We start from the raw sequence: 21142 nt of genomic DNA on the forward strand, positions 1-21142 counted from the left end.
TGCAGTACGCACAACCCTTGGCCAGTAGATTCCGACCCTCGTGGAGTAGGTCGACTCGGGCAGACTCAAGGCGGAGCCGGCGTCGAACCATGACCACCGGGACCCTGCGCAGGCTGCGGGCAGGAGTCGGTGGGGGCGGACCCGTGACGGAGGCGCCAAGCTATACCGCAAGACCCCCGGACTCACTCCTGCGCGGCCCGGTGTCCACAGCGCTGACATGAGCGAGCCTGCCGTCGAAGCACCCGGCGGGGATCGTTGGAATCCTGCGGTTTCTTTCCGGCATGCAGTGCCGGTGCGGGGTTAATGTCAGCGCTGTGGACACCGATGCCCCACCAGACCTCTTCCCTGTGGCCCGTCCTCGACCCCAGGGCCACCAGGCCGCTCGGGCTCCCGCCCGAGGGGGTGTCTCAGAAGTCATGACACTCACATGTCTCGGAAGTGATGGAGACAGCACACTACGCACACCCCTCTGCGAATAGCGCCCCGCCCTCGTGCAGTGTCCGGCCCGTTACTCCTCGACGGCGGCGGCCGGGAGCCTGACGCTGAAGGTGGTCCCGTGGTCCTCGGGCGTGGTGGAGGAGTCGACGTCGATGCTCCCGCCGTGGGACTGGACGATGGCCAGCGCGATCGACATGCCCAGGCCCGTGGAGCCGGTGCGCCGCTCGCGCGAGGAGTCCCCCCGGGCGAAGCGCTCGAAGAGGCGGTCGCGCACGTCGGGGGCGATCCCCGGGCCGTCGTCGTGGATGCGCACGATGAGTGTGTCCCCCTCGCGGGCCAGCGTCGTGGTCACGTGGCTGCCGGCCGGCGTGTGCACCCGGGCGTTGGCCAGGAGGTTGACGACGACCTGGCGCAGGCGGGCCTCATCGCCGATGACCAGTGGAGGCTCGGGCAGGAAGTCCTCGGCCTCCTCCGGCGTGGCGTCGGCCGGCGGCTCCAGGACGGCCAGATCCAGCTGCCAGTCGTGGTCGGGGCCGGCCGCACGGGCGTCGGCCACCGTGTCCACCAGGAGGCCAACCAGGTCCACCTCCTCGCGGCGCAGCTCGCGCCCGGCGTCCAGGCGGGCCAGCAGCAGCAGGTCCTCGACGAGCGCCGTCATCCGCACCGACTCGGAGTGCACGCGCTCCAGGGCATAGGTGGCCTCCTCCGGCAGGTCGGCGTCGGCCCCCTCCCGGCGGATGAGCTCGGTGTAGCCGCGGATCGAGGCCAGTGGCGTGCGCAGCTCGTGGGAGGCATCGGCCACGAACTGGCGCACCTGCGTCTCCGAGCGCTGGCGCGCGGCCAGGGCGGACTCCACATGCCCCAGCAGCGTGTTGAGGGCGCCGCCGACCTGCCCGACCTCGGCTGAGGAGTCCAGGTCCGCCTTCTCCACGCGGTCCTCGATGCTCACCTCACCGCGCTCCAGCGGCTGGGAGGCCACGCGCTGCGCGGTGCGGGCCACCCGCTCCAGGGGCGCCAACGAAGCACGCACCATGGTCCGCCCGGCTAGGGCCACCACGAGGGCGCCCACCAGGGCCACCGCCAGCTCGATGAGCAGCTGGGTGCGGATCAGCCCCTTGTCCCCCTCCAGGGAGAGCCCGGTGATGACCGTGCTGCCCGAGGCCTCATCGCGGGTGGCCACCACCCGGTAGCTGCCCAGGTGGTGCAGGTCCACGGTGACGGGGTGGTCCTCCGTGGCCTGGGACAGCAGCAGCCGGCAGTCCTCCTTGGAGATGGACGCGTAGTGGCCGTTCTTGTCGATATAGGCGGCGGTCTCACTGGCCTCGCTGTCGGAGGACGAGGTCTGGGCGGTGATGAGCGTCAGCGTGCCGGTCGACTGCCCGGCGGCGTCGAGGCCGGGAGGGACCCCGTGCTTGTCGGGGCCTGCGTCGGCCCCGTCAGCCCCGCCGGGCTGATCGCCCGGCTTGTCCGCGCCCTCCTGGGCCGCCTCATCGGAGGCCTTCCTGGCCTCCTGCGTCAGGTCGTGGCGCTTGTCGGCGGCGCGCTGGGCGGCCGCCATCAGCTGGCTGTCCGTGCGCGCCATGAGCGTGTGGCGCAGGCTGACGGTGGAGAAGGCGCTCATGACCGCCGCCATGACCAGGACCAGCCCGAGCACCCCGACCACCAGCCGGGTGCGCAGACTACGAGGAGGCGTGAGCAGTGAGCCGGGCCGCCATGAGCGCAGGCTCATCCGCCGCCCGGTCGGTGCCGGTTGCTGGGACATCGGCGGGCGCTCAGCCGCGCTCATCGGTGCCGGCGGCCGGCTTGAGGACATATCCGACGCCGCGCATCGTGTGGATCATGGGCTCGCGGCCCTTGTCGATCTTGCGGCGCAGGTAGGAGATGTAGAGCTCGACGATATTGGCCTGCCCGCCGAAGTCGTAGTTCCACACCCGGTCCAGGATCTGCGGCTTGGACAGGACCCGGCGGGGGTTGCGCATGAGGTAGCGCAGCAGCTCGAACTCGGTGGCGGTCAGCTGGATCTCATCCTCGCCGCGCCAGACCTCGTGGGAGTCCTCGTCCATGCGCAGGTCCCCGACCTCCAGGATGGAGGCCGGTTTCTCCTCGCTGGCCCCCGAGCGGCGCAGCAGGGCGCGCAGTCGGGCCACGACTTCCTCCAGGGAGAAAGGCTTGGTGACGTAGTCGTCGCCGCCTGCGGTCAGCCCGGCCACGCGGTCCTCGACGGCGTCCTTGGCCGTCAGGAACAGGACCGGCACGTTCGGGCGGTGGCCGCGCACCCGGCGCATGACCTCCAGGCCGTCGAAGTCGGGCAGCATGATGTCCAGGACGATGACGTCGGGGTCGATCTCCTGGGCGGAGCGCACGGCTGCGATCCCGGTCCCGGCAGTGGTGACCTCCCATCCCTCGTAACGCAGGGCGGAGGCGAGCAGGTCGGCGAGCATCTGCTCGTCGTCGACGACCAGGACGCGCAAGGGGGAGCCGTCGGCACGGGTGAGGTTCTCGGTGGGGGCGTTAGTCACGTCATCTATTCAACAGGAAGGCGCTGTGCTCGACCACAGCGCAACCTGTGTCTCGACTGTGTTACCGATCTGAGACCGAACGGAGACGCGGCGGCCCGAACGCTGTGACATGCTTAAGCGGGTATGCGTCTTGGTTGTTGATCTCCACATTCGCGTGCACCGGAACGTTACTTCATAGCGTAGCCCCCGAGAGAGCGGCCAAGTGTATCTCTGCCGTCCCTCATCAAGTGTGTCGCCGTCGGTGAACCGGCGTCGACCTCATTTCCCTCATACATCCCTCAGACAGCAACAGCAGGAGAGACATGGAATACGTCGATGGCAACGAGCGCCGCTTCGGTGCCGAGGACCTGTTCTTCTCAACGACGGATACCAAGGGTGTCATTCGCCGGACCAACCGGGTCTTTGATTCGCTGTCCCGTTACAGCTCCGAGGAGCTCGTCGGCTCTCCGCACAACATCATCCGGCACGATGACATGCCCGCCGGCGCCTTCAAGCTCATGTGGGACGAGCTCGGGCAGGGGCGCTCCTCCTGTGTCTACGTGCTCAACCGGGCCAAGGACGGGCTGGACTACTGGGTCTTCGCCACGATCGCTCCGCTGGCCGACGGCTACCTGTCCGTGCGCGTGCGCCCGACCAACCACGCCATGTTCACTCCCGTCAAGGAGATCTACGCCCGCGTGCGGGCTGCCGAGCGCGCCTACGCCGAGGAGGGCCACGGACGCCGGGAGGTCGCCGAGCACGGGGCAGCGCTGCTGACCGAGGAGCTGGCGAAGCTTCAGTACCACGACCTGCACAACTTCGCCCGGGCCGCCCTGCCGCGCGAGCTGGCCCTGCTGGTCGTCGAGGGCGTGCGGGTGCCGCCGCGCGCCGAGTCGGACAACCCCATGTCCGCCGTCCTGCAGGCCGTCGCCGCCATCGAGCGGGACACCGACGAGCTCATCTACCAGCTCGGCGAGTACCAGGAGCTCATCAACGGCCTGGGCTCCTGGGCCGGAGGGGTGCGCTCGGTCATTGACCGGGCCGACCGTGTGGGCTCCCTCATGGAGGAGGTGACCAGTCCCGACGCCGAGTCCTCGGTGCCCACCGTCTCCGAGCGCGTCAAGGAGCGCGGGGCTCAGGCCGTTGAGGTGCTGGGTCAGCTCAACTCCTCCCTCGTGGCGCTCTACGAGGCGGCCTCCGAGGTGCGCTTCCGCAGCTCGATGATGCGTCTGCACACCCTCATGGCCGGCATCTTCGCCGCCGCCGTCCTGGACGGCCAGGAGGGGGAGTCCGGCGACGCCATCGGCGACCTCGCCGAGGCGATGCTCTCCGATCTGGAGGAGCTCGTGCCCTCCTGCCAGGAGGCGGCGAACCTGGCCGAGCGCCTGGAGGGCGACCTTCGTTCCGTGGTCAGCAACCTCGACCGCGTCAAGCGGCCCTTCCAGCGCTGGATCCGCGCTCTTCAGGACGAGGGGACCCAGGCGCTCGTCGAGGGTGTCGACGCCGAGGCGGTCCTGAGTGAGGCCGTCGCCGTGGGCGAGCAGGGCTTCCCGGAGACGGCCTCGCTGGCCGAGCTGGCTGCCAAGGCCCGCGGTGTCGTTGTGACTTTGGACGAACCCGTCATCCGCCAGCGGGTGGCAACGGTTCGCGAGACCTTGAGCCACCTGGGGGAGTAATTGTCGATAATCTACAAGATAGGTCCCACCTTATTGGTGACAATGTCATAAATTGTCTTCCGCGGGCACGTACGTTTCATTACCTTCTTCCCGGCACTGTGTGAGGAACTGAAGGAATAGTCCTCCGGCGAGGTGCTCCCGCGAATTATTCACCCTGAAGGAAAGCACCATGGAGTCGCAGGTCGGTTACGAGCGTTTGTTCGATCCGCAGGACATTTTCTTTTCCACCACGGATCTCAAAGGCGTTATCCAGAACACGAACCGGACGTTCGATACGCTGTCGCGTTACTCGCGTGAGCGTCTCATCGGGGCTCCGCACAACATCATTCGTCACCTGGACATGCCGGCGGGTCTGTTCCGGCTCATCTGGGACGATCTGCAGACCCGGCGCCCGGCCTGCGGCTACATCACCAACCGTGCCGTGGACGGCCTGGACTATCGGGTCTTCGCCACCATCGTGCCGCTGCGCCAGGGATACCTGTCGGTGCGGATCAAGCCGATGGATGGGGCCACCAGGGACCGGGTCGAGGAGGCCTACCGCCGGGTGCGCGCCAAGGAGCGCGACCTTCAGGCCCGAGGCGCCTCGCGCCACCAGCTCGGCGAGTTCGGTGGCCGTGAGCTGGCCGCGGAGCTGGCGGCCCTGGGCTTCCCCTCCCTGCACGACATGACCTTGGCGACCCTGCCGCGTGAGGTGGCCGCCCTGGTCACCGCCGGGGTGCGCGTCCCGTCGGCCGCCCCCGAGGGGCTGGGCGCCGTGGCCCGGATCCTCAACGCGGTGGCCGCCATGGAGAAGGACACCGATGCCCTGGTCTTCGAGCTCGATGAGTATCTGCGGCTCATCACCACCATGGAGGCCACCCACGACTCGGCCCGGGCGGTGGAGGCGCGGGTGGGGCGCATCGGCCAGCTGGTCTCCCACGACGTCGGCGACAGCGCCCAGACCAAGGTGCTCATGCTCAGCGAGCGCATCGCCGAGCTCACCGGCGTCGCGGGTGCCGAGCTGAACGCACTGCCCTCGCGGCTCAAGGTCCTGCACCAGTCGGTCACCGAGCTGCGCTTCTCCGTGGCCCTCATGCGCCTGCTCACCCTCATGGTGGGGCGCTTCGCCCAGTCCATCCTCGATGGCACTGAGGTGGACGCCGTGCACTCCCTGACGGACCTGTGCGAGGCGCTGGAGTCCGGCTTCCGCGGCCTGGGGCCCGTGCTGCAGGCCGTGAGCACCCAGGTCGCCCAGCTCAACGATGCCCTGCGCACCGTGACCTCCAGCCTGGACCGTGCGGCCCGGCGCCTGGGGCAGTGGGTGGACCTGCGTGGCGGCGGGGCCGGCTCCTCGGGTTCGCCGATCATCGACGAGGTCGCCCAGCTCACCTCCCGAGGCTTCCCCGAGGTCCGCTCCCTGGCCGAGCTGGCCGCCGAGTGCCGCGGACTGCACCTGCCCTACGACGAGCGCATCGCCGCTCAGCGCCTGGCGGCCGTGCGCAGCGCCCTGGCCGAGCTCATCTGAGACGAAAGTCGTTCTTCCGGACACTGCCTGGTTGGAAAAGGTGGGTGGTGCGTTACAGTCGGCTGGGAGCCGGCACGCGCCGACTCCCCGCCGTCCCCCTTCGTCGGGGCCCGGATCGCCCGGATCCTCACGATCCCGCGGTGATCTCCAGGGCCCGGCGACAACCGCCCGCAGACCCACCAGCCGCGGCCAGCCGCGCACCACCCGTGAGGAAGGCTTTACGTGTCCACCAAGCTCGTCATCGTGGAGTCCCCCAACAAGGTGCGCTCCATCGCCGGCTACCTGGGTCCGGAGTTCGACGTCGAGGCCTCCGTGGGGCACATCCGCGACCTGCCGCAGCCCTCCGAGCTGCCCGCCACCATGAAGAAGGGCCCCTACGGGAAGTTCGCGGTCGACGTCGAGGACGACTTCACCCCCTACTACGTCGTCAACCCTGACAAGAAGAAGACGGTCGCCCAGCTCAAGAAGGCCCTCAAGGAGGCCGACGAGCTCTACCTGGCCACCGATGACGACCGCGAGGGCGAGGCCATCGCCTGGCACCTCCAGCAGGTCCTCAAGCCCAAGGTGCCGGTACGCCGCATGGTCTTCACCGAGATCACCCGCGAGGCCGTCACCCGGGCCCTGGACAACACCCGCGAGCTGGACATCCACCTCGTCGATGCCCAGGAGACCCGCCGCATCCTCGACCGCCTCGTGGGCTACGAGGTCAGCCCGGTCCTGTGGCGCAAGGTCCGCGCCGGCCTGTCCGCCGGGCGCGTGCAGTCAGTGGCCACCCGCCTCGTCGTCGAGCGTGAGCGTGAGCGCATGGCCTTCCGCTCCGCCTCCTACTGGGGGGTGGAGGCCACCTTCTCCACCGTCCTGTCCGCCGTGGACGTCACCGCCCGCCAGGAGGCCTCCTTCATCGCCCGGCTCGTCACCCTTGACGGGCGGCGCGTGGCCACCGGCCGCGACTTCAACGACGACGGCCAGCTGCGCCCCGCCGCGCTCAAGGCCTCCGCCGTCCACCTCCACCAGGTGGGGGCCACCGCCGTGGCCGAGGCCATCGGCCGGGGAGAGCCGCGCGTGGTCGGAGTGGAGGACAAGCCCTACAAGCGCCGCCCGGCAGCCCCCTTCACCACTTCCACCCTCCAGCAGGAGGCCTCCCGCAAACTGCGCATGAACCCGCGCGAGACCATGCGCGTGGCGCAGGGCCTCTACGAGAATGGCTTCATCACCTACATGCGTACCGACTCCACGGTCCTGTCCGGTCAGGCCGTGGCCGCGGCCCGCTCGCAGGTGGCCGAGCTCTACGGGGCCGAGTACGTCCCCGAGCGTCCCCGCGTCTACGCCTCCAAGTCCAAGGGCGCCCAGGAGGCCCACGAGGCGATCCGCCCCGCCGGCGACCACTTCCGCACCCCGGCCCAGGTCTCCGGAGAGCTCACCGGCGCCCAGTTCCGCCTCTACGAGCTCATCTGGAAGCGGACCGTGGCCTCCCAGATGGCCGACGCCGTCGGCTCGACCGCCACGGTGACCGTCGAGGTGCCGCTGACGCCGGTGGCCGGCGAGTCGCGCGACTCCGGCCCCACCTTCTCCACGGCCGGCCTGACGGCGTCGGGCACGGTCATCACCTTCCGCGGCTTCCTGGCCGCCTACGAGGAGGGGCGCGACGCCGAGCGCTACCAGGACGACGCCGGCGCCGCCGCCAAGGACTCCAAGGACGTGCGCCTGCCCGCGATGATCTCCGGCCAGGAGCTGGCCGCCCTGGACGCCGAGGCCTCCGGCCACGAGACCACGCCGCCGCCGCGCTACACCGAGGCCTCCCTGGTCAAGGCCCTTGAGGAGCGCGAGATCGGCCGCCCCTCAACGTACGCGGCCACGATGTCCACCATCTCCGACCGCGGCTACGTCGACCACCGCGGCCAGGCCCTGGTGCCGACCTGGCTCGCCTTCGCCGTCACCCGGCTGCTGGAGGAGAACTTCGCCGAGCTCGTCGACTACGACTTCACCGCCTCCATGGAGCGCGACCTGGACCGGATCGCCGCCGGCGAGGAGGACCGGGTCGCCTGGCTGCGGCGCTTCTACAACGGTCAGGGTGGGGCCGGCGCCGAGCAGGCCGCTCAGGCGGCCTCGGGCGAGCTCGAGGCCGCGGCCGCCGCGCTGCGCGCCCAGGGGCTCAAGGGGTTGGTGGACAACCTCGGCGAGATCGACGCCCGCGCCGTCAACTCCATCGAGATCGGCGAGGGCATCACCCTGCGGGTGGGTCGCTACGGCCCCTACCTGGAGGACGCCGAGGGCAAGCGCGCCAACGTCCCGGCCGACCTCGCCCCCGACGAGCTGACCGTGGACAAGGCCCGCGAGCTCTTCACCCGCGCCGCCGACGACGGCCGCGAGCTCGGCGTCGACCCGGCCAGCGGGCACGTCATCATCGCCAAGGACGGCCGCTACGGCCCCTACGTCACCGAGGTCCTGCCCGAACCGGAGGAGACGGCCGAGGCGGAGGCGACCAAGACTGCGAAGACGGCAAAGTCGACGAAGACGAAGAAGACCACCAAGGCGGCCAAGCCCAAGCCCCGCACCGCCAGCCTCCTGCGTTCCATGGACCTGTCCACCGTGACCCTGGAGCAGGCCCTGGACCTGCTGAGCCTGCCGCGCGTCGTCGGCCAGGACCCGGAGTCGGGGGAGGACATCACCGCCCAGAACGGCCGCTACGGTCCCTACCTCAAGAAGGGTACGGACTCGCGCTCCCTGGAGACCGAGGAGCAGATCTTCACCGTCACCCTGGAGCAGGCCCTGGAGATCTTCGCCCAGCCCAAGCGGCGTCGAGGACAGGCGGCCGCCCGCGGACCGCTGCGCGAGCTGGGGCAGGACCCGGCCACTGAGAAGCCGGTGGTCATCAAGGACGGTCGCTTCGGCCCCTACATCACTGACGGGCAGACCAACGTCACCGTGCCCCGCAGCGAGGACCCGGCCACTATCAGCGCTGAGCGGGCCTTCGAGCTGCTGGCGGACAAGCGCGCCAAGGGCCCGGCCAAGAAGCGCACCACCCGCAAGACCACCTCCAAGAAGGCCACGACGAAGAAGACCACCACGAAGAAGGCCGCCACCACCAAGAAGGCCACTGCCAAGACGGCGACGAGCAAGGCGGCGGCCTCGAAGGAGGGCTGAGGGGGCTCGGCGGTGCTGCGGGCCTGCGGCCTTGGTGCGGACGTGCAGCGTTGGTGCAGGCCTGCGGCGTTGACGCGGCCTCTGGCACTGCCGCCGTCGCCGGTCACTGCCGCTGGCCGCCGTCGTGAGCCTTGGCCGGGGACATTCCACGCGGACGGGTGCGTTTCCCTTCGGTCGGGGACAGTCCGCGCGTCCGGGGACCGGATTCCTGTCCCCGACGGCGTCGAATGTCCCCGTGCGTGAGTAAGGGTCCCCGTCCGCGCAAGCCCAGTGACCCGTGAGCATCATCGCGGCCCGTGTCGCAGTTCTGCGACAGCACTGCGACGAGGAGGGGACAATCGGCCGGTATTGTATTCCTTGTACAACTCCCCACATGATTCCTGAGAGGACCTCATCATGCGTCTGCCCAAGATCGTTCTCGCCGGCACCGCCGCCCTGGCCCTGTCCCTGAGCCTGGGCGCCTGCTCCTTGTCCGTCAACGGCTCCGGCTCCGGGGACTCCGGCTCGCCGGCCGCCCAGTCCGAGCAGAAGGACACTCAGGGCGCCGACTCCAAGGACTCGTCCAAGACTGATGCCAAGGGGGCCGCCACGGCCGACTCCCAGTCCTCCTCCGGTGGTTCGGCCCAGGCCACGGCCGCCCCCGGCAACAAGGACGACGACAAGGATGACGACAAGGACGGAGACGACGCCCCCATCACGGACCCCACCTGGAAGGACATCCAGAGCACCGGTCAGCGCACCGAGGTCTCCGGTGCGTACACCGTCCAGGGAGTCGGGACGACCCTCAACCTGGTCGGTGACCTCGACACGCTGACGGTCCAGGGCTCCGACGTCAAGATCTCCGCGGAGGACGTCGACACCCTCACCGTTCAGGGCTCCAACGTCACTGTCTACGCCCGCGACATCGACCACCTCAACATTCAGGGCTCGAACGTTACCGTCCACTGGCTGGGCGACGACCCGACGATCCAGGACGGCGGCGCCAACAACACCACCGGGAAGCTCTCCCAGTGAGCCTGTCGTGACCCAGTCCGCCGCACCGGCTCCGTCCGCCACTGTCCTGCTCGTCGACGACGAGGCCCCCATCCGCCGCTCCCTGGGCCCTTACCTGGAGCGCGGCGGGTACCGGGTCCTGCTCGCCTCGGACGGGGCGGAGGCCATGGACATCCTGGCCTCCTACCAGGTGGACATCATTGTCTCCGACGTCCTCATGCCCAGGATGGACGGGCGCGAGCTGGTGCGGCGGGTCAGGGCCGGTGGGGCCTGGACCCCCATCATCCTGCTGACCCAGGTGGACGCCTCCTACGAGCGGGTCTCAGCCCTCGACGACGGTGCCGACGACTACTTGTCCAAGCCCTTCGACCCCGCCGAGCTCGCCTCCCGGATCCGCGCGGTGCTGCGCCGCACCCGTGGCGTGGCCCAGCCGCTGACCTCCGCCTCCCGGCTCGTGGCCGGTGAGCTGCTCCTGGAGCGGACCTCGCGGCGGGTGACCCTGTCGGGGCGCGAGGTGACGCTCACTCCCAAGGCCACGATGCTCCTGGACTACCTCATGAGCCATCCCGGTGAGCTCCACACCCGGGACGCCCTGCTGGCCTCCCTGTGGGGCATCGACTTCGCCACCTCCACGCGCGCCGTCGACCACCGCATCCGCGAGATCCGCCAGGCCCTGGGCGACGACGCCGCCAACCCCACCTACATCGAGACGGTCCCCTCCGTCGGCTACCGCTTCCGGGCCGAGGTCCGGGCATGAGCGGCTCATCGATTTCGCCGCAGCTTCCGCCCTCGGTCCCTCCGCGTCCGGCGCCCGCGCAGGACGGCCGTACCCGCTACATGGAGCCGGCAGTGGACATGGGTGGGCCGCGCACCGTGCCGGTCACCCGGCCCGGGGCGCCGGCCGCGCAGCCGGCCAGCGCCCCGATGGCGGGCGACCCGGGGAACCATCCGCAGTCGGCCGACCTCCATCCGCCGCAGGCCGACCCGCAGCGGCCCGCGGCTGAGCCCCAGAGCGTCGAGGCCTTGGCCGGGGCTGCCGCCGAAGCCGCCCCGGCACCTCTGGACCCCCCTACGGAGAAGCCCCGGCGGGCCGGCTGGATCGGATGGGTGCTGGCGGTGGCGGTCGTGGCCGTCGCAGTGGCGGTCTCCTATGCGACCTTCGGGCTGGCTCCGGTGGTCATCTCGACGGCAGTGCCGCTGGTGGTGGCGGAGATCGGGATCGTGCTGTTGCTACTCGCCCTGGCTGCGACCGTGATCCGCCGCAGGCTGCGCCTGGCGGTGCAGCGGGGGCGAAGCCAGGCCCAGGAGGAGGCGTGGTCCCGTCACCAGCAGTTCCTGCGCCGGCTGGACCACGAGTTGAAGAACCCGCTGACGGCGGTGCGGGCCGCCGTCGCCGACCTGCCGCAGGCCCCGCTTCACGAGCTGCAGGCCCGGGTCGACGTCGTTGACGCTCAGGCCCGCCGCATGGGGCGCTTGGTGACGGATCTGCGCAAGCTGGCCGACCTGGAGACGGCCGCGCTCTCACTGGAGGACGTCGATATCGCCGAGACCGTCCACGACGCCGCCCAGGCGGTCGGCGAGGAGGGGGCGGCGCGTGGTGGCGGGCCCAGAATCCGCCTGGACCTGCCGCAGGTGCCGTGGCCGCTGTCGCATGTGCGCGGCGACGGCGACCTGCTGTACTCGGCCGTCTACAACGTCATCTCCAACGCCTCGAAGTACACCTCGCCCGGCGGGACCGTGGAGGTGCGCGGTCGGGAGGAATCGGGAACCGTCACCATCGAGGTGGCCGACACCGGGATCGGGGTGCCGCAGGCGGACCTGCCGGCCGTGTGGAGCGAGCTGGCCCGGGCCGGCAACGCCCGGGGCCTGCCGGGCTCGGGGCTGGGGCTGGCGCTGGTGTCCACGATCGTGCGCCGCCACGGCGGCAGCGTGCGCATGGCCTCCCGTGAGGGCGTGGGGACCCGCGTGTGGCTGAGCCTGCCCGTCGCAGGCCCAGCGGATACGCCGTGACCGCATGGCGCACCGGCGGTCGTGGCTGAAGAACCCTCCGTCCCCCCGCCGCGCCCCTGTCGCAGTCCTGCGACAGGGCGGGAACCGGGCGGCGACAACGATTCAGTAACGTTCAGGTCATGACGAAAGCACTCATCTCCCTGCCCTCCCTGTCCCTGATCGCCGCCCTCGCGCTGAGCGGCTGCTCCCTGTCCGTCGGAGGCGGCTCGTCCTCGCAGGCTCAGGGTCAGCAGACCCAGGCCAGTCAGGCCGGCTCGGACTCCGCCGGCTCCGCGGGAAGCGCCCAGGGCTCCGCCTCCGCCTCGGCGTCGGGAACGGCCGCCTCCGCGGGCCAGGCCGTGGCCGGCTACGAGCCCGGACAGATCCCTCCGATCCCCATGATCTCCCTGCCCGATCTCAGCCTGCTCACCCAGTCCACGGGCGCCTTCACCCCGGATCTCACGCGCTCCATCACCTCCCAGCCCGGCATCACGGTCAGGCCCGCCCGCTGCGACGCGAGCGGATCGCTGGTCTCCGGCTCCACGGTCCTGGGCGGTGACGGCTCGATGACCACGAGCTCGGGGACCACCTCGGTCACCAACAATGGTGACGGCTCGGGCACCTACTCCGACGGGAAGGTCTCCATCACCGTCAACGGTGACGGCTCGGGCACCTACAGCGACGACTACCTCTCGGTCACCGTCAATGGTGATGGCTCAGGGACCTACAGCAACTCCACCACCGGGGAGTCCATCACCCTCGACGGCAAGGGCTCGGGCACTTACAGCCGCGCCGGGGTCTCCATCACCAACAACGGTGACGGCTCGGGAACCTACTCCGACGGCAAGCTCTCCATCACCAACAACGGTGACGGCAGCGCCATCGTCAACGGCTCCACGATCTCGGCCAAGCCCGTTCCCAAGGCCGGCAAGGTGGGCACCTTCCCCTCCATCGACGCCGCCAAGCCCGTGCAGTCCTGCGGCACCGTCATCACCCTGGAGGACAGCGTCCTGTTCGACTTCGGCTCATCGGAGCTGCGCGGCGAGGCCTCGACCACGCTGACCAACCTGGCCACCGTCATCAAGGACTCCAAGGCCCCCAAGGTTCAGGTCCAGGGCCACACCGACTCCGTCTCCGACGACGCCTTCAACCAGAAGCTCTCCGAGCAGCGGGCACAGGCCGTCTCAAGCGCCCTGAAGTCCGACGGCGTGGCCGCCGACCTGGAGGCCGTCGGCTACGGCGAGACCAAGCCGGTGGCCCCCAACGAGAACCCCGACGGCTCCGACAACCCCGCCGGTCGCCGCCTCAACCGCCGCGTCGAGGTCTTCGTCCCGGCCTTCTGAACCCGCCCGGCCATCAGACCGCACGTTCATGATGCCCACCCGACCGCCCTCACCACATCTGAATACCGGAGAAGAACCATGTCCCCGACCACTCGTCCCCTCCGTCCCCGCCGCGCAGCCGCCGTCATCCTCGTGGCCCTGTCCCTGACCGGCATCAGCGCCTGCTCCATCTCAGTGGGTGGAGGCTCGACCGACCAGGGAACCGCCGCAGCAGCGGGCCAGGAGGGCTCGCCGTCGGAGCAGCCGGCAGCGTCGTCGCCGTCAACGGCTGCGACGACCGCCTCCCAGGCGCCCCGATCGCAGGCCGCTGCGCCCAGTACCCAGGAACAGACCTCGCCTGCCGCCGTCGGCTCCAGCGCACCCGAGGCCGGCGCCCAGCCCGCGAGTGGTGAGCGCCCCGGCGCTCGGGCGACCATCACCGACAGTGACTGGCTGAGCGGCCTGGAGTTCGTGGAGCAGACCGTCTCGGCGAGCCCGACCATGCTCCTGAACAAGTCCGGCGACGACGTCCGTATCGAGGGGGAGGTGAACAGTCTCAGTGTTGCCGCCAACAACACGAAGGTCTTCGCCGACTACGTCGGCCTGCTGACCATCTCCGGCAACAACGTCACCGTCTACGTCAAGGACGTCGACCGCGTCGTCATCAAGGGAACCAACGCGGAGGTGGTCTGGGCCGGCAACAGTCCGAAGGTGGAGGACTTCGGCCACAACACTGAGACCCGCCAGCAGGGAAGCGAGGGCTGAAGCCCCGCCTCGCCGCGCCTTCCCCCGCCCGGCTGCCATCGCGATAGTCGACGGCGTGCAGTAGCGGCGTCTGAAGGGTGCAGTGACCCGACCCGTTCCTGAATCCCGGCGACTGGGCCTGCACCTGGGCCCGGTCGCCGGGGTCGTCTCTGCTCCGAGGCGCCTCGGCCACAGGTGTCCCACGCCGTATGCGGTGGACCAGCACTTGACTCCCCCGTGCACATACTGTCTATAGTGTGTATGTACAGAAGGAGTTGCCATGCCGCTCTCGGTCGTCCTGTCCAACACGGCAGGAGTTCCCATCTACGAGCAGATCGCCCAGCAGGTCAGGGACGCAATCCTGACCGGCCAGGTGGAGGCCGACGAGATGCTGCCCTCGATCCGGGCTCTGGCCCGGGACCTGCGCGTCAGCGTCATCACCACCACCCGCGCCTACTCCGACCTCGTCGCCGAAGGCTTCCTGGCCAACGTTCCCGGCAAGGGCTACTTCGTCCTGCCCCGGGACTCCGAGCTGGTGCGCGAGCAGGTGCTGCGGGAGGTCGAGGAGCACCTCGACCGCGCCGTGGAGCGCGCGCGCCTGGCCCAGCTCAGCGACGAGGAGCTCCACACCATGCTGCAGACCATCATCGCCACCTCCGCCACCCCCACCACCTCCAAGGAGAAGCAGTGAATCCCGTCGAGATCTCCCACCTGACCAAGCACTACCCGGACTTCAGCCTCAACGACGTCACCTTCTCCGTTCCCGCCGGCTACGTGACGGGCTTCGTCGGGGCCAACGGCTCGGGGAAGACCACCACCATCAAGGCCGCCCTGGGCATGATCCACCCGGATTCCGGCTCGGCCACCACTGTGGGCCACGAGCGTATCGGCGTCGTCTTCGACGCCCCGCCCTACAACCCCGAGTGGCGCCTGAAGGACCTGGGTCGCGGCATCGGGCGCTTCTTCCCCACCTGGTCCCAGGAGCGCTACGACGCCGAGCTCCAGGCCGCGGGCCTGGTCCCCACCAAGAAGGTCAAGGAGCTCAGCCGAGGCATGGGCATGCGCCTGCAGATGGCGGTGGCCCTGGCTCACGATCCCGAGCTGCTCATCCTCGATGAGCCCACCGGCGGGCTGGACCCCTTGGCCCGCAGCGAGATGGTGGACATGCTCGCCCAGTTCATGGTGGAGGAGGGCCGCACCATCCTGTTCTCCACACACATCACCTCCGACCTCGATCGGCTGGCCGACTACCTGGTCATCCTCAGTCGGGGCAGGGTCGTGGCCAACGGCACCGCTGAGGAGATCATCGACTCCTTCCGTCTCGTGCGCGGCATCCCCGAGCACCTGACCGACGCCGTGCGCCAGGCCAGCCTCGGGCTGCGCAGCACGTCGCTGGGCTGGGAGGCCATGATGCCGGCCGACGCCGCCGAGGCGCTGACGGACCGCATCGTCGTCGAGGTCCCCACCATCGAGGATCTCGCCGTGCACATCGCCAAGGAGGCGGGCCGTGAATGACCTCATGACCACGGATCGACGCGAGCGCCCCGCCGAGGCAGTCGCAGTGGCCGAGGTGCCGGCCGGCGTGACGATGAGGGGTGCCGCGGGCGGGCCCGGACGGGTCGGTCGGCTGCTCTCGCTGGTGCGGTTGCACCTTCTGAGCCTGCGAGGTCCTCTGCCCTCCCTCCTCGGCCTTCTCCTCATTCTCGGCGCCGCCGGCATCGTCTCCGGAAGTATCGTCCCGGTCAGTGGATTCCTCACGGGGACCGCCCTGGTCGGGGGCCTCTCGGGAGTGATGGCCGAACGCTCCGGTATCAACCGTCTGCTGGCCTCCCTGCCCGTCTCCCGGACCGACGTCGTCAACTCCTACTGGGCGGTCGCGGTGCTGCATCTCCTGGCCGCCTCGGCCCTTTATGCGGCCATAGGCCTGCCTCTGGGCGTACGCCCGGGGAAGCTGCTCGTTCTTCCCCTCATCCTCATCACGGGGCAGGCCCTGGGAATTCCCGTGTTCCTTCACTTCGGGCCCGGGCGCGGTCTGCTCGTCTGGGCGGTTTCGATCCTTGTCGTTTCGATCCTTGCCATCGGGGCTCTGGGCCTGCTGTTATCCAACTCGGGGCCGATCCGGGATCTCGCAGTGGGGACGACGACGGGAGGCGGCCTGCTCCTGGTCCTGGGGGCCGGCGCCCTCATCGGCCTGTGGGTGCTGAGCCACCGCCTCTACCTCAAGCAGGACCAGTGAGCGCCACGATGATGGGGACGACGACGGGGCCATCGCCCGATAGCAGCCGGGGCATCGGAACGACCGCGGCGACTGGGCCGGCAGGCACTGAGGGCAGCGGCGAGACGGCGCTCGCCGGGGTGGGGGCGGCGCTGCGACTCGACCTCATCGTGCTGCGCCGTCGTGGCCCACTGCTCCTCCTGCCCCTGGCACTGGCGCTGTTCATCACCATGGACGTCCTGGCCGGCCGTCTGCAGACGACGGTGATGGCGGGGGTCGCCCTGGGACTGTGCGCCCAGTACGCCCAGGGGGCCGTCGAGTCCGCTCACCACATGGAGCGCCTCTACGGGGCGCTGCCACTGCGGCGCAGCGAGCTGGTCGGTGCCCGTTGGGTCGAGGGGGTCGCCCTGGCGCTCCTCTCCGGCCTGGTCTGTGTGCCGGTGGCCGCTCTCACCGGTGACTGGGGCGGTCTCATGGCCGGCCTGCTCGTCATCTGCCTGTCCGCGGCCCTCGGGCTGCCCCTGTTCCTGTGCCTAGCCCCCGAGCGGGCCCTGTGGATGTGGGGGCTGTGCCTCGGGGCGGGAGCCGGGGTCCTCTACGGCGGCACCCCGCTGCTGGCAGGCCCCGTGGCCGAGGTACTGCGCGAGCCGGTGCCAGCCGTCCTGGTCGCCTTGGCCTGCCCCGCCCTCATGGGCGCCTCCGTGGTGGTGGCCCTCCGCTGGTACGGGCGTCAGGACCACTGAGGCCCGGCCGAGGAAGAAGCAAGAAGAAGTGAGGAGACCGATCATGCCCGAGTCCGTGCCCATGTCCGAGTCCGTTGTGTCTGCTGCGCGGGCTGCAGCCACCCTGCCCGCTGCCGCCGACTCCTGCGGCACTCAGGCTCCCAGTGCGCCTGCGGCGGTGCGGGGGCCGGGTGCCCTGACCCGGTGGGAAACGGTGCGCGCCGTCATGCGCCTGGAGCTGCTCTTCACCTGGAGGCGACGGGACACCGCGACGCTGCTGGGGCTGTGCGCGCTCGGTATTCTGGGAGTGGCCGTGCCCGGGGTGAGGGGATGACTGGGGCCCTTCTCCCCGGACAAGCTGGTGTACTACCTGCTAGCCGCGGTGCTGATGGTGGGCCTGATGCTATGGCGGCCCTCCCGTGAGGCCCGGATGCGTCAGCTCTACGCAGCGCTGCCCGTGACTCGTCTTGATGTCCTGGCTGCCCGCTACCTCCTGCTCGCGGCCGGCTGGGTGATCCTGTTCGTCGGGGAAACAGCAGTGCTCCTGGCCGTGGGTGGGTTATCGAACGACGCCGTGGGCCGGCACCTCACCTTTCTGTTCCTCTTCGGAGTGATCGCCGCGGTGGAGCCTGTCCTGCTCGCCGCGTACGGCGGGACCACCTCCCTGCCCGTGCTCGCCCTGTGGGGCCTCGCCATCGGCTTCTGCATCGAGATGCCCGTGGTCTTCGGGGTGCTGAGTGCACTGGAGTCCATGCCCCAGCAGGTGGTGCTGGCCGGCGGGCTCGGGCTCATCGCCGTGCTCTCCGCCGTGGGGCTGGGCGCCTCCTGGCGGACCTGCTGCCGTATCTACCTCCGCCAGGACCACTGAGAGCATCGCCTGAGAGCAGGAGTGGCGGTGGCCGGTAGCGGCCGCCGTTCCACGCGCCAGGGCGCCACCTCACCCCGTGCGCTCGCGGACGTCTGGCCAACGCTCCCGGGGCCGTCCCCACGGACCGTTACCCTGGGCCTGTGACCATCGCTGCCCCTCCCGCTGCATCCGGCGCCCCCGTTCCGCCCACGTCCGGCCCCGGTCTGTTCATCTCCTTCGAGGGAGGCGACGGCGTCGGTAAAACGACGCAGATCCGCATCCTCGCCGACCTCCTGGCCGCGGCGGACGTGGACCACATCCTCACCCGTGAACCGGGCGGCACGGAGCTCGGCGTCGAGATCCGCCGCCTCCTCCTGCACGGCGGGCACGTCGCCCCGCGCGCCGAGGCCCTCCTGTACGCCGCCGACCGCGCTCACCACATCGCCACCCGCGTGCGGCCCGCCCTCGAGCGCGGCGCCGTCGTCCTGGCCGACCGCTACCTCGACTCCTCCGTCGCCTACCAGGGCGCGGCCCGCTCGCTCGGCCCCCAGGAGGTCCGCGACCTGTCCCTGTGGGCCACCGAGGGCCTCCTGCCGGACCTGACCGTTCTGCTCGACGGCGACCCCGACCTGGCCGAGCGACGCACCACCGGCCGCGGCGCCAAGGATCGCCTCGAGCAGGAGGGGGACGCCTTCCGCGTGGTCCTGCGCGAGCAGTTCCTCGCCCTGGCCCAGTCCGAGCCCGAGCGCTTCGTCGTCGTCGACGCCGACCGGCCCGTCGACCAGGTGGCCGACGACGTCATCGAGGCCGTTGTCGCCGCCGTGCGCCGCCACGGCGCGCAGCTCACCCACGGCGGGGCCCACCAGGGCGTGCTCCTGGGGCTGGAGGCCTTCGTGGAGGCCGCCGCCCGCCGCAGCGCCGCCGGGCCGGGCGAGGAGGCGGGCTCATGAGCGTGTGGGAAGACGTCGTCGGCCAGGAAAGCGCCGTGGCCGCCTTCACCGCCGCAGCCCAGGCCGCCCGCCAAGCCGCCCAGCAGCGCGAGGCACAGGCCGCCGCCGGGCTCGCCCCCGAGGGGGCGCGAGACGGGGGAGCCGGTTTCGCGGCGGCCGGGCTCGCCATGACCCACGCCTGGTTGGTGACCGGCCCACCCGGATCGGGCCGCTCGAACGCCGCCCGCGCCTTCGCCGCCGCCCTGCAGTGCACCGGCCCCGTACCCGGCTGCGGGCAGTGCAAGCCCTGCCGTGACGTCATGGCTGGCTCCCACCCCGACGTCGTGCGCCTGGCCACCGAGAAGCTCATCATCACCATGGAGGAGGTCAAGACCCTCATCGGTGAGGCCCAGCGCCGCCCCTGGACCGGGCGCTGGCGCGTCATCCTCGTCGAGGATGCTGACCGCATGGCCGAGCGCACCACTAACGTCCTGCTCAAGTCCATCGAGGAGCCCCCGCCCCAGACCGTCTGGCTGCTGTGCACCCCCAGCGCCGACGACGTCCTGCCCACCATCCGCTCCCGCTGCCGCCTGGTGACGCTGCGGATCCCGCCGGCCGACGCCGTCGCCGAGCTCCTCGTGCGCCGCGACGGAGCCGACCCCGAACTGGCCGCCCGGGCCGCCCGGGCCAGCCAGTCGCATATCGGGCTCGCCCGCCACCTGGCCACCGACGCCGACGCCTGGGACCGGCGCCGACGCCTCCTGCTGGCCCCCGTCTCCCTGCGCAGCGTCGGTGACGCGGTCCTGGCCGCCGCCTCCCTGGTGGAGGCCGCCGAGTCCGAGGCCAAGGAGGCCACTGCCGAGCGCGACGCCCGCGAGAAGGCTGAGCTCACCCGCGCCCTCGGCCTGGAGAGCGACGGGAAGATCCCGGCGGCCCTGCGCGCCCAGATCCGCCAGCTCGAGGAGGACCAGAAGCGCCGCGCCAAGCGCGCCCGTACCGACGTGCTGGACCGGGCCATGATTGACCTGCTGTCCTTCTACCGTGACGTGCTCACCACTCAGATGGGCAGCGATGTCGAGCGCGTCAACCTCGACCTGTCCGACGCCGTCGACCAGGCCGCCCGCACGACGAGCCCCGAGCAGTCCCTGGCCCGCATCGCCGCCATCGAGGAGTGCCGCAGCCGCCTGCGCTCCAACGCCGCCCCCCTGCTGGCCGTCGAGGCTCTCATGGTGCAGCTGCGACCCCAGGCCGAAGGAAGCTGAGCGCCATGCCCCATCCGGCCTGGGGTGGGGAATGAGGCCGTCGTCGTAGCACCCAAGCGACCGTCGACGCGCCCGTCAAAACCAGGACGGCCACGGCCCGGTGTGGAAGAGTCGTGACATGACCGTTATACAGCCAGGGGGCGAGGGCGGCGGGCACACCGCTCGGTTCGAGCCGATCATCCGCAGGTCGAGCCCGCAGGAGCGAGTCATCGCCTGGGGACTGACCGCCGTCGGCCTCCTGGGTCTGGCCATCGGGCTGGCGATCATGGCCTCCGGGCAGTACCGGGGAATGCTCGCCTGCTTCGCGGCGGCGTCACTGTGCCTCCTCATGGGCTACCTGACCCTGCGGCCGCGAACCGTCTTCGACCGGAGCGGCATCCACAGCAGGACGCTGCTGCGCTCCTACAACATCGCCTGGCCCGACTCCCGGGACGACTTCGACGTCGCCCGGCAACCCCGATCCGCTCTGCGTGTCCGCGAGGCAGGCCCGAGCGTGCAGGTGACGGTGCGCGGTGAGGCGGGCACGGTGGTCCTGGGAGGAATGAGTACTCGAGCGCTCACCGAGCCCAGGGCCCGCTACCTCATGGAGGAGGAGCTCGACCGGCTCTGGGCGTGGGCCGCCTCATGGGGGCTGGTGCCCGCCGAGGACCCGGAGGGCACCGGGACTCGCGGCTGAGAGGGCAACGGCCCGTCTCATCCCTGAGAGGGATCACACACTGACCGATCGGTTCATACCATGCTGGGTATGGAAACGAGAACGAAGCATCATCCAAGGAATCGGACCGTGCCTGCGCTCGCGGAGGTGGGGGGACGCCCCGAAGGGCTTCGACGCCGTCGGGTGTCTGCTGGGGTGCTGGCG

Annotated in this window: 19 protein-coding genes; 17 read left to right on the plus strand and 2 right to left on the minus strand. The window is 70.4% G+C overall.

Translation table 11 applies throughout. From position 1 onward, the window contains the following. Positions 1-508 precede the first annotated feature (508 nt). Complete coding sequence (locus HMPREF3165_RS05155; RefSeq protein ID WP_070511377.1) at positions 509-2167, minus strand: sensor histidine kinase; 1659 nt, start codon at positions 2165-2167, stop codon at positions 509-511. Between the two features lie 43 nt (positions 2168-2210). Continuing rightward, on the minus strand, positions 2211-2957 hold the full coding sequence (locus HMPREF3165_RS05160; RefSeq protein ID WP_009406511.1) for a response regulator transcription factor: 747 nt from the start codon (positions 2955-2957) through the stop codon (positions 2211-2213). Positions 2958-3259: 302 nt separating this feature from the next. On the opposite strand from HMPREF3165_RS05160, the gene HMPREF3165_RS05165 reads away from it, so the two are divergent. The 17 genes from HMPREF3165_RS05165 to HMPREF3165_RS05240 all read left to right on the plus strand — a co-directional run bounded on the left by HMPREF3165_RS05165 (position 3260) and on the right by HMPREF3165_RS05240 (position 20959). Continuing rightward, positions 3260-4612 carry a PAS domain S-box protein gene (locus tag HMPREF3165_RS05165; RefSeq protein WP_070511330.1) on the plus strand — a complete coding sequence of 451 codons (1353 nt, stop codon included), beginning with the start codon at positions 3260-3262 and terminating at the stop codon, positions 4610-4612. A 169-nt stretch (positions 4613-4781) separates the two neighbouring features. Continuing rightward, positions 4782-6116 carry a PAS domain-containing protein gene (locus HMPREF3165_RS05170; RefSeq protein WP_070511332.1) on the plus strand — a complete coding sequence of 445 codons (1335 nt, stop codon included), beginning with the start codon at positions 4782-4784 and terminating at the stop codon, positions 6114-6116. A gap of 222 nt (positions 6117-6338) precedes the next feature. Continuing rightward, a complete protein-coding gene (topA, locus tag HMPREF3165_RS05175) occupies positions 6339-9260 on the plus strand; it encodes a type I DNA topoisomerase (RefSeq protein ID WP_070511334.1) in 2922 nt (973 codons plus the stop codon). A 396-nt stretch (positions 9261-9656) separates the two neighbouring features. Continuing rightward, positions 9657-10274 carry a DUF3060 domain-containing protein gene (locus tag HMPREF3165_RS05180; protein ID WP_070511336.1) on the plus strand — a complete coding sequence of 206 codons (618 nt, stop codon included), beginning with the start codon at positions 9657-9659 and terminating at the stop codon, positions 10272-10274. A 7-nt stretch (positions 10275-10281) separates the two neighbouring features. After that, the gene (locus HMPREF3165_RS05185; protein ID WP_070511338.1) at positions 10282-11010 is read left to right on the plus strand and encodes a response regulator transcription factor; all 729 of its coding nucleotides are present in this window, start codon (positions 10282-10284) and stop codon (positions 11008-11010) included. Further along, positions 11007-12263, plus strand: a complete 1257-nt coding sequence (locus HMPREF3165_RS05190; RefSeq protein ID WP_141745013.1) for a sensor histidine kinase — start codon at positions 11007-11009, stop codon at positions 12261-12263. The genes HMPREF3165_RS05185 and HMPREF3165_RS05190 overlap by 4 nt, the downstream gene beginning before the upstream one ends. Before the next feature lie 119 nt (positions 12264-12382). Then, positions 12383-13585, plus strand: a complete 1203-nt coding sequence (locus HMPREF3165_RS13985) for an OmpA family protein (RefSeq protein WP_070511340.1) — start codon at positions 12383-12385, stop codon at positions 13583-13585. Positions 13586-13663: 78 nt separating this feature from the next. Continuing rightward, complete coding sequence (locus HMPREF3165_RS05200) at positions 13664-14329, plus strand: DUF3060 domain-containing protein (protein WP_070511342.1); 666 nt, start codon at positions 13664-13666, stop codon at positions 14327-14329. Positions 14330-14588: 259 nt separating this feature from the next. Continuing rightward, complete coding sequence (locus HMPREF3165_RS05205) at positions 14589-14999, plus strand: GntR family transcriptional regulator (protein WP_070511344.1); 411 nt, start codon at positions 14589-14591, stop codon at positions 14997-14999. Beyond that, on the plus strand, positions 14996-15823 hold the full coding sequence (locus tag HMPREF3165_RS05210) for an ABC transporter ATP-binding protein (RefSeq protein WP_070511346.1): 828 nt from the start codon (positions 14996-14998) through the stop codon (positions 15821-15823). Before HMPREF3165_RS05205 ends, HMPREF3165_RS05210 begins: the two co-directional genes overlap by 4 nt. Continuing rightward, on the plus strand, positions 15816-16544 hold the full coding sequence (locus HMPREF3165_RS05215; RefSeq protein WP_070511348.1) for an ABC-2 transporter permease: 729 nt from the start codon (positions 15816-15818) through the stop codon (positions 16542-16544). Before HMPREF3165_RS05210 ends, HMPREF3165_RS05215 begins: the two co-directional genes overlap by 8 nt. After that, positions 16541-17266 carry an ABC-2 transporter permease gene (locus tag HMPREF3165_RS05220; protein ID WP_070511350.1) on the plus strand — a complete coding sequence of 242 codons (726 nt, stop codon included), beginning with the start codon at positions 16541-16543 and terminating at the stop codon, positions 17264-17266. The genes HMPREF3165_RS05215 and HMPREF3165_RS05220 overlap by 4 nt, the downstream gene beginning before the upstream one ends. 43 nt (positions 17267-17309) lie before the next feature. Next, positions 17310-17579 (plus strand): hypothetical protein, encoded by a 270-nt coding sequence (locus HMPREF3165_RS13715; protein WP_256275039.1) that lies wholly within the window; start codon positions 17310-17312, stop codon positions 17577-17579. A 27-nt stretch (positions 17580-17606) separates the two neighbouring features. Beyond that, positions 17607-18113 (plus strand): hypothetical protein, encoded by a 507-nt coding sequence (locus HMPREF3165_RS13720; RefSeq protein WP_370991891.1) that lies wholly within the window; start codon positions 17607-17609, stop codon positions 18111-18113. Between the two features lie 140 nt (positions 18114-18253). Next, a complete protein-coding gene (tmk, locus tag HMPREF3165_RS05230) occupies positions 18254-19042 on the plus strand; it encodes a dTMP kinase (RefSeq protein WP_070511352.1) in 789 nt (262 codons plus the stop codon). After that, positions 19039-20283 (plus strand): DNA polymerase III subunit delta', encoded by a 1245-nt coding sequence (locus tag HMPREF3165_RS05235; protein WP_070511353.1) that lies wholly within the window; start codon positions 19039-19041, stop codon positions 20281-20283. Before tmk ends, HMPREF3165_RS05235 begins: the two co-directional genes overlap by 4 nt. Positions 20284-20401: 118 nt before the next feature. Then, on the plus strand, positions 20402-20959 hold the full coding sequence (locus HMPREF3165_RS05240; RefSeq protein ID WP_070511355.1) for a hypothetical protein: 558 nt from the start codon (positions 20402-20404) through the stop codon (positions 20957-20959). Positions 20960-21142: the final 183 nt, after the last annotated feature.

This window comes from Actinomyces sp. HMSC08A09 (assembly GCF_001807465.1).
Lineage (GTDB): Bacteria > Actinomycetota > Actinomycetes > Actinomycetales > Actinomycetaceae > Actinomyces > Actinomyces oris.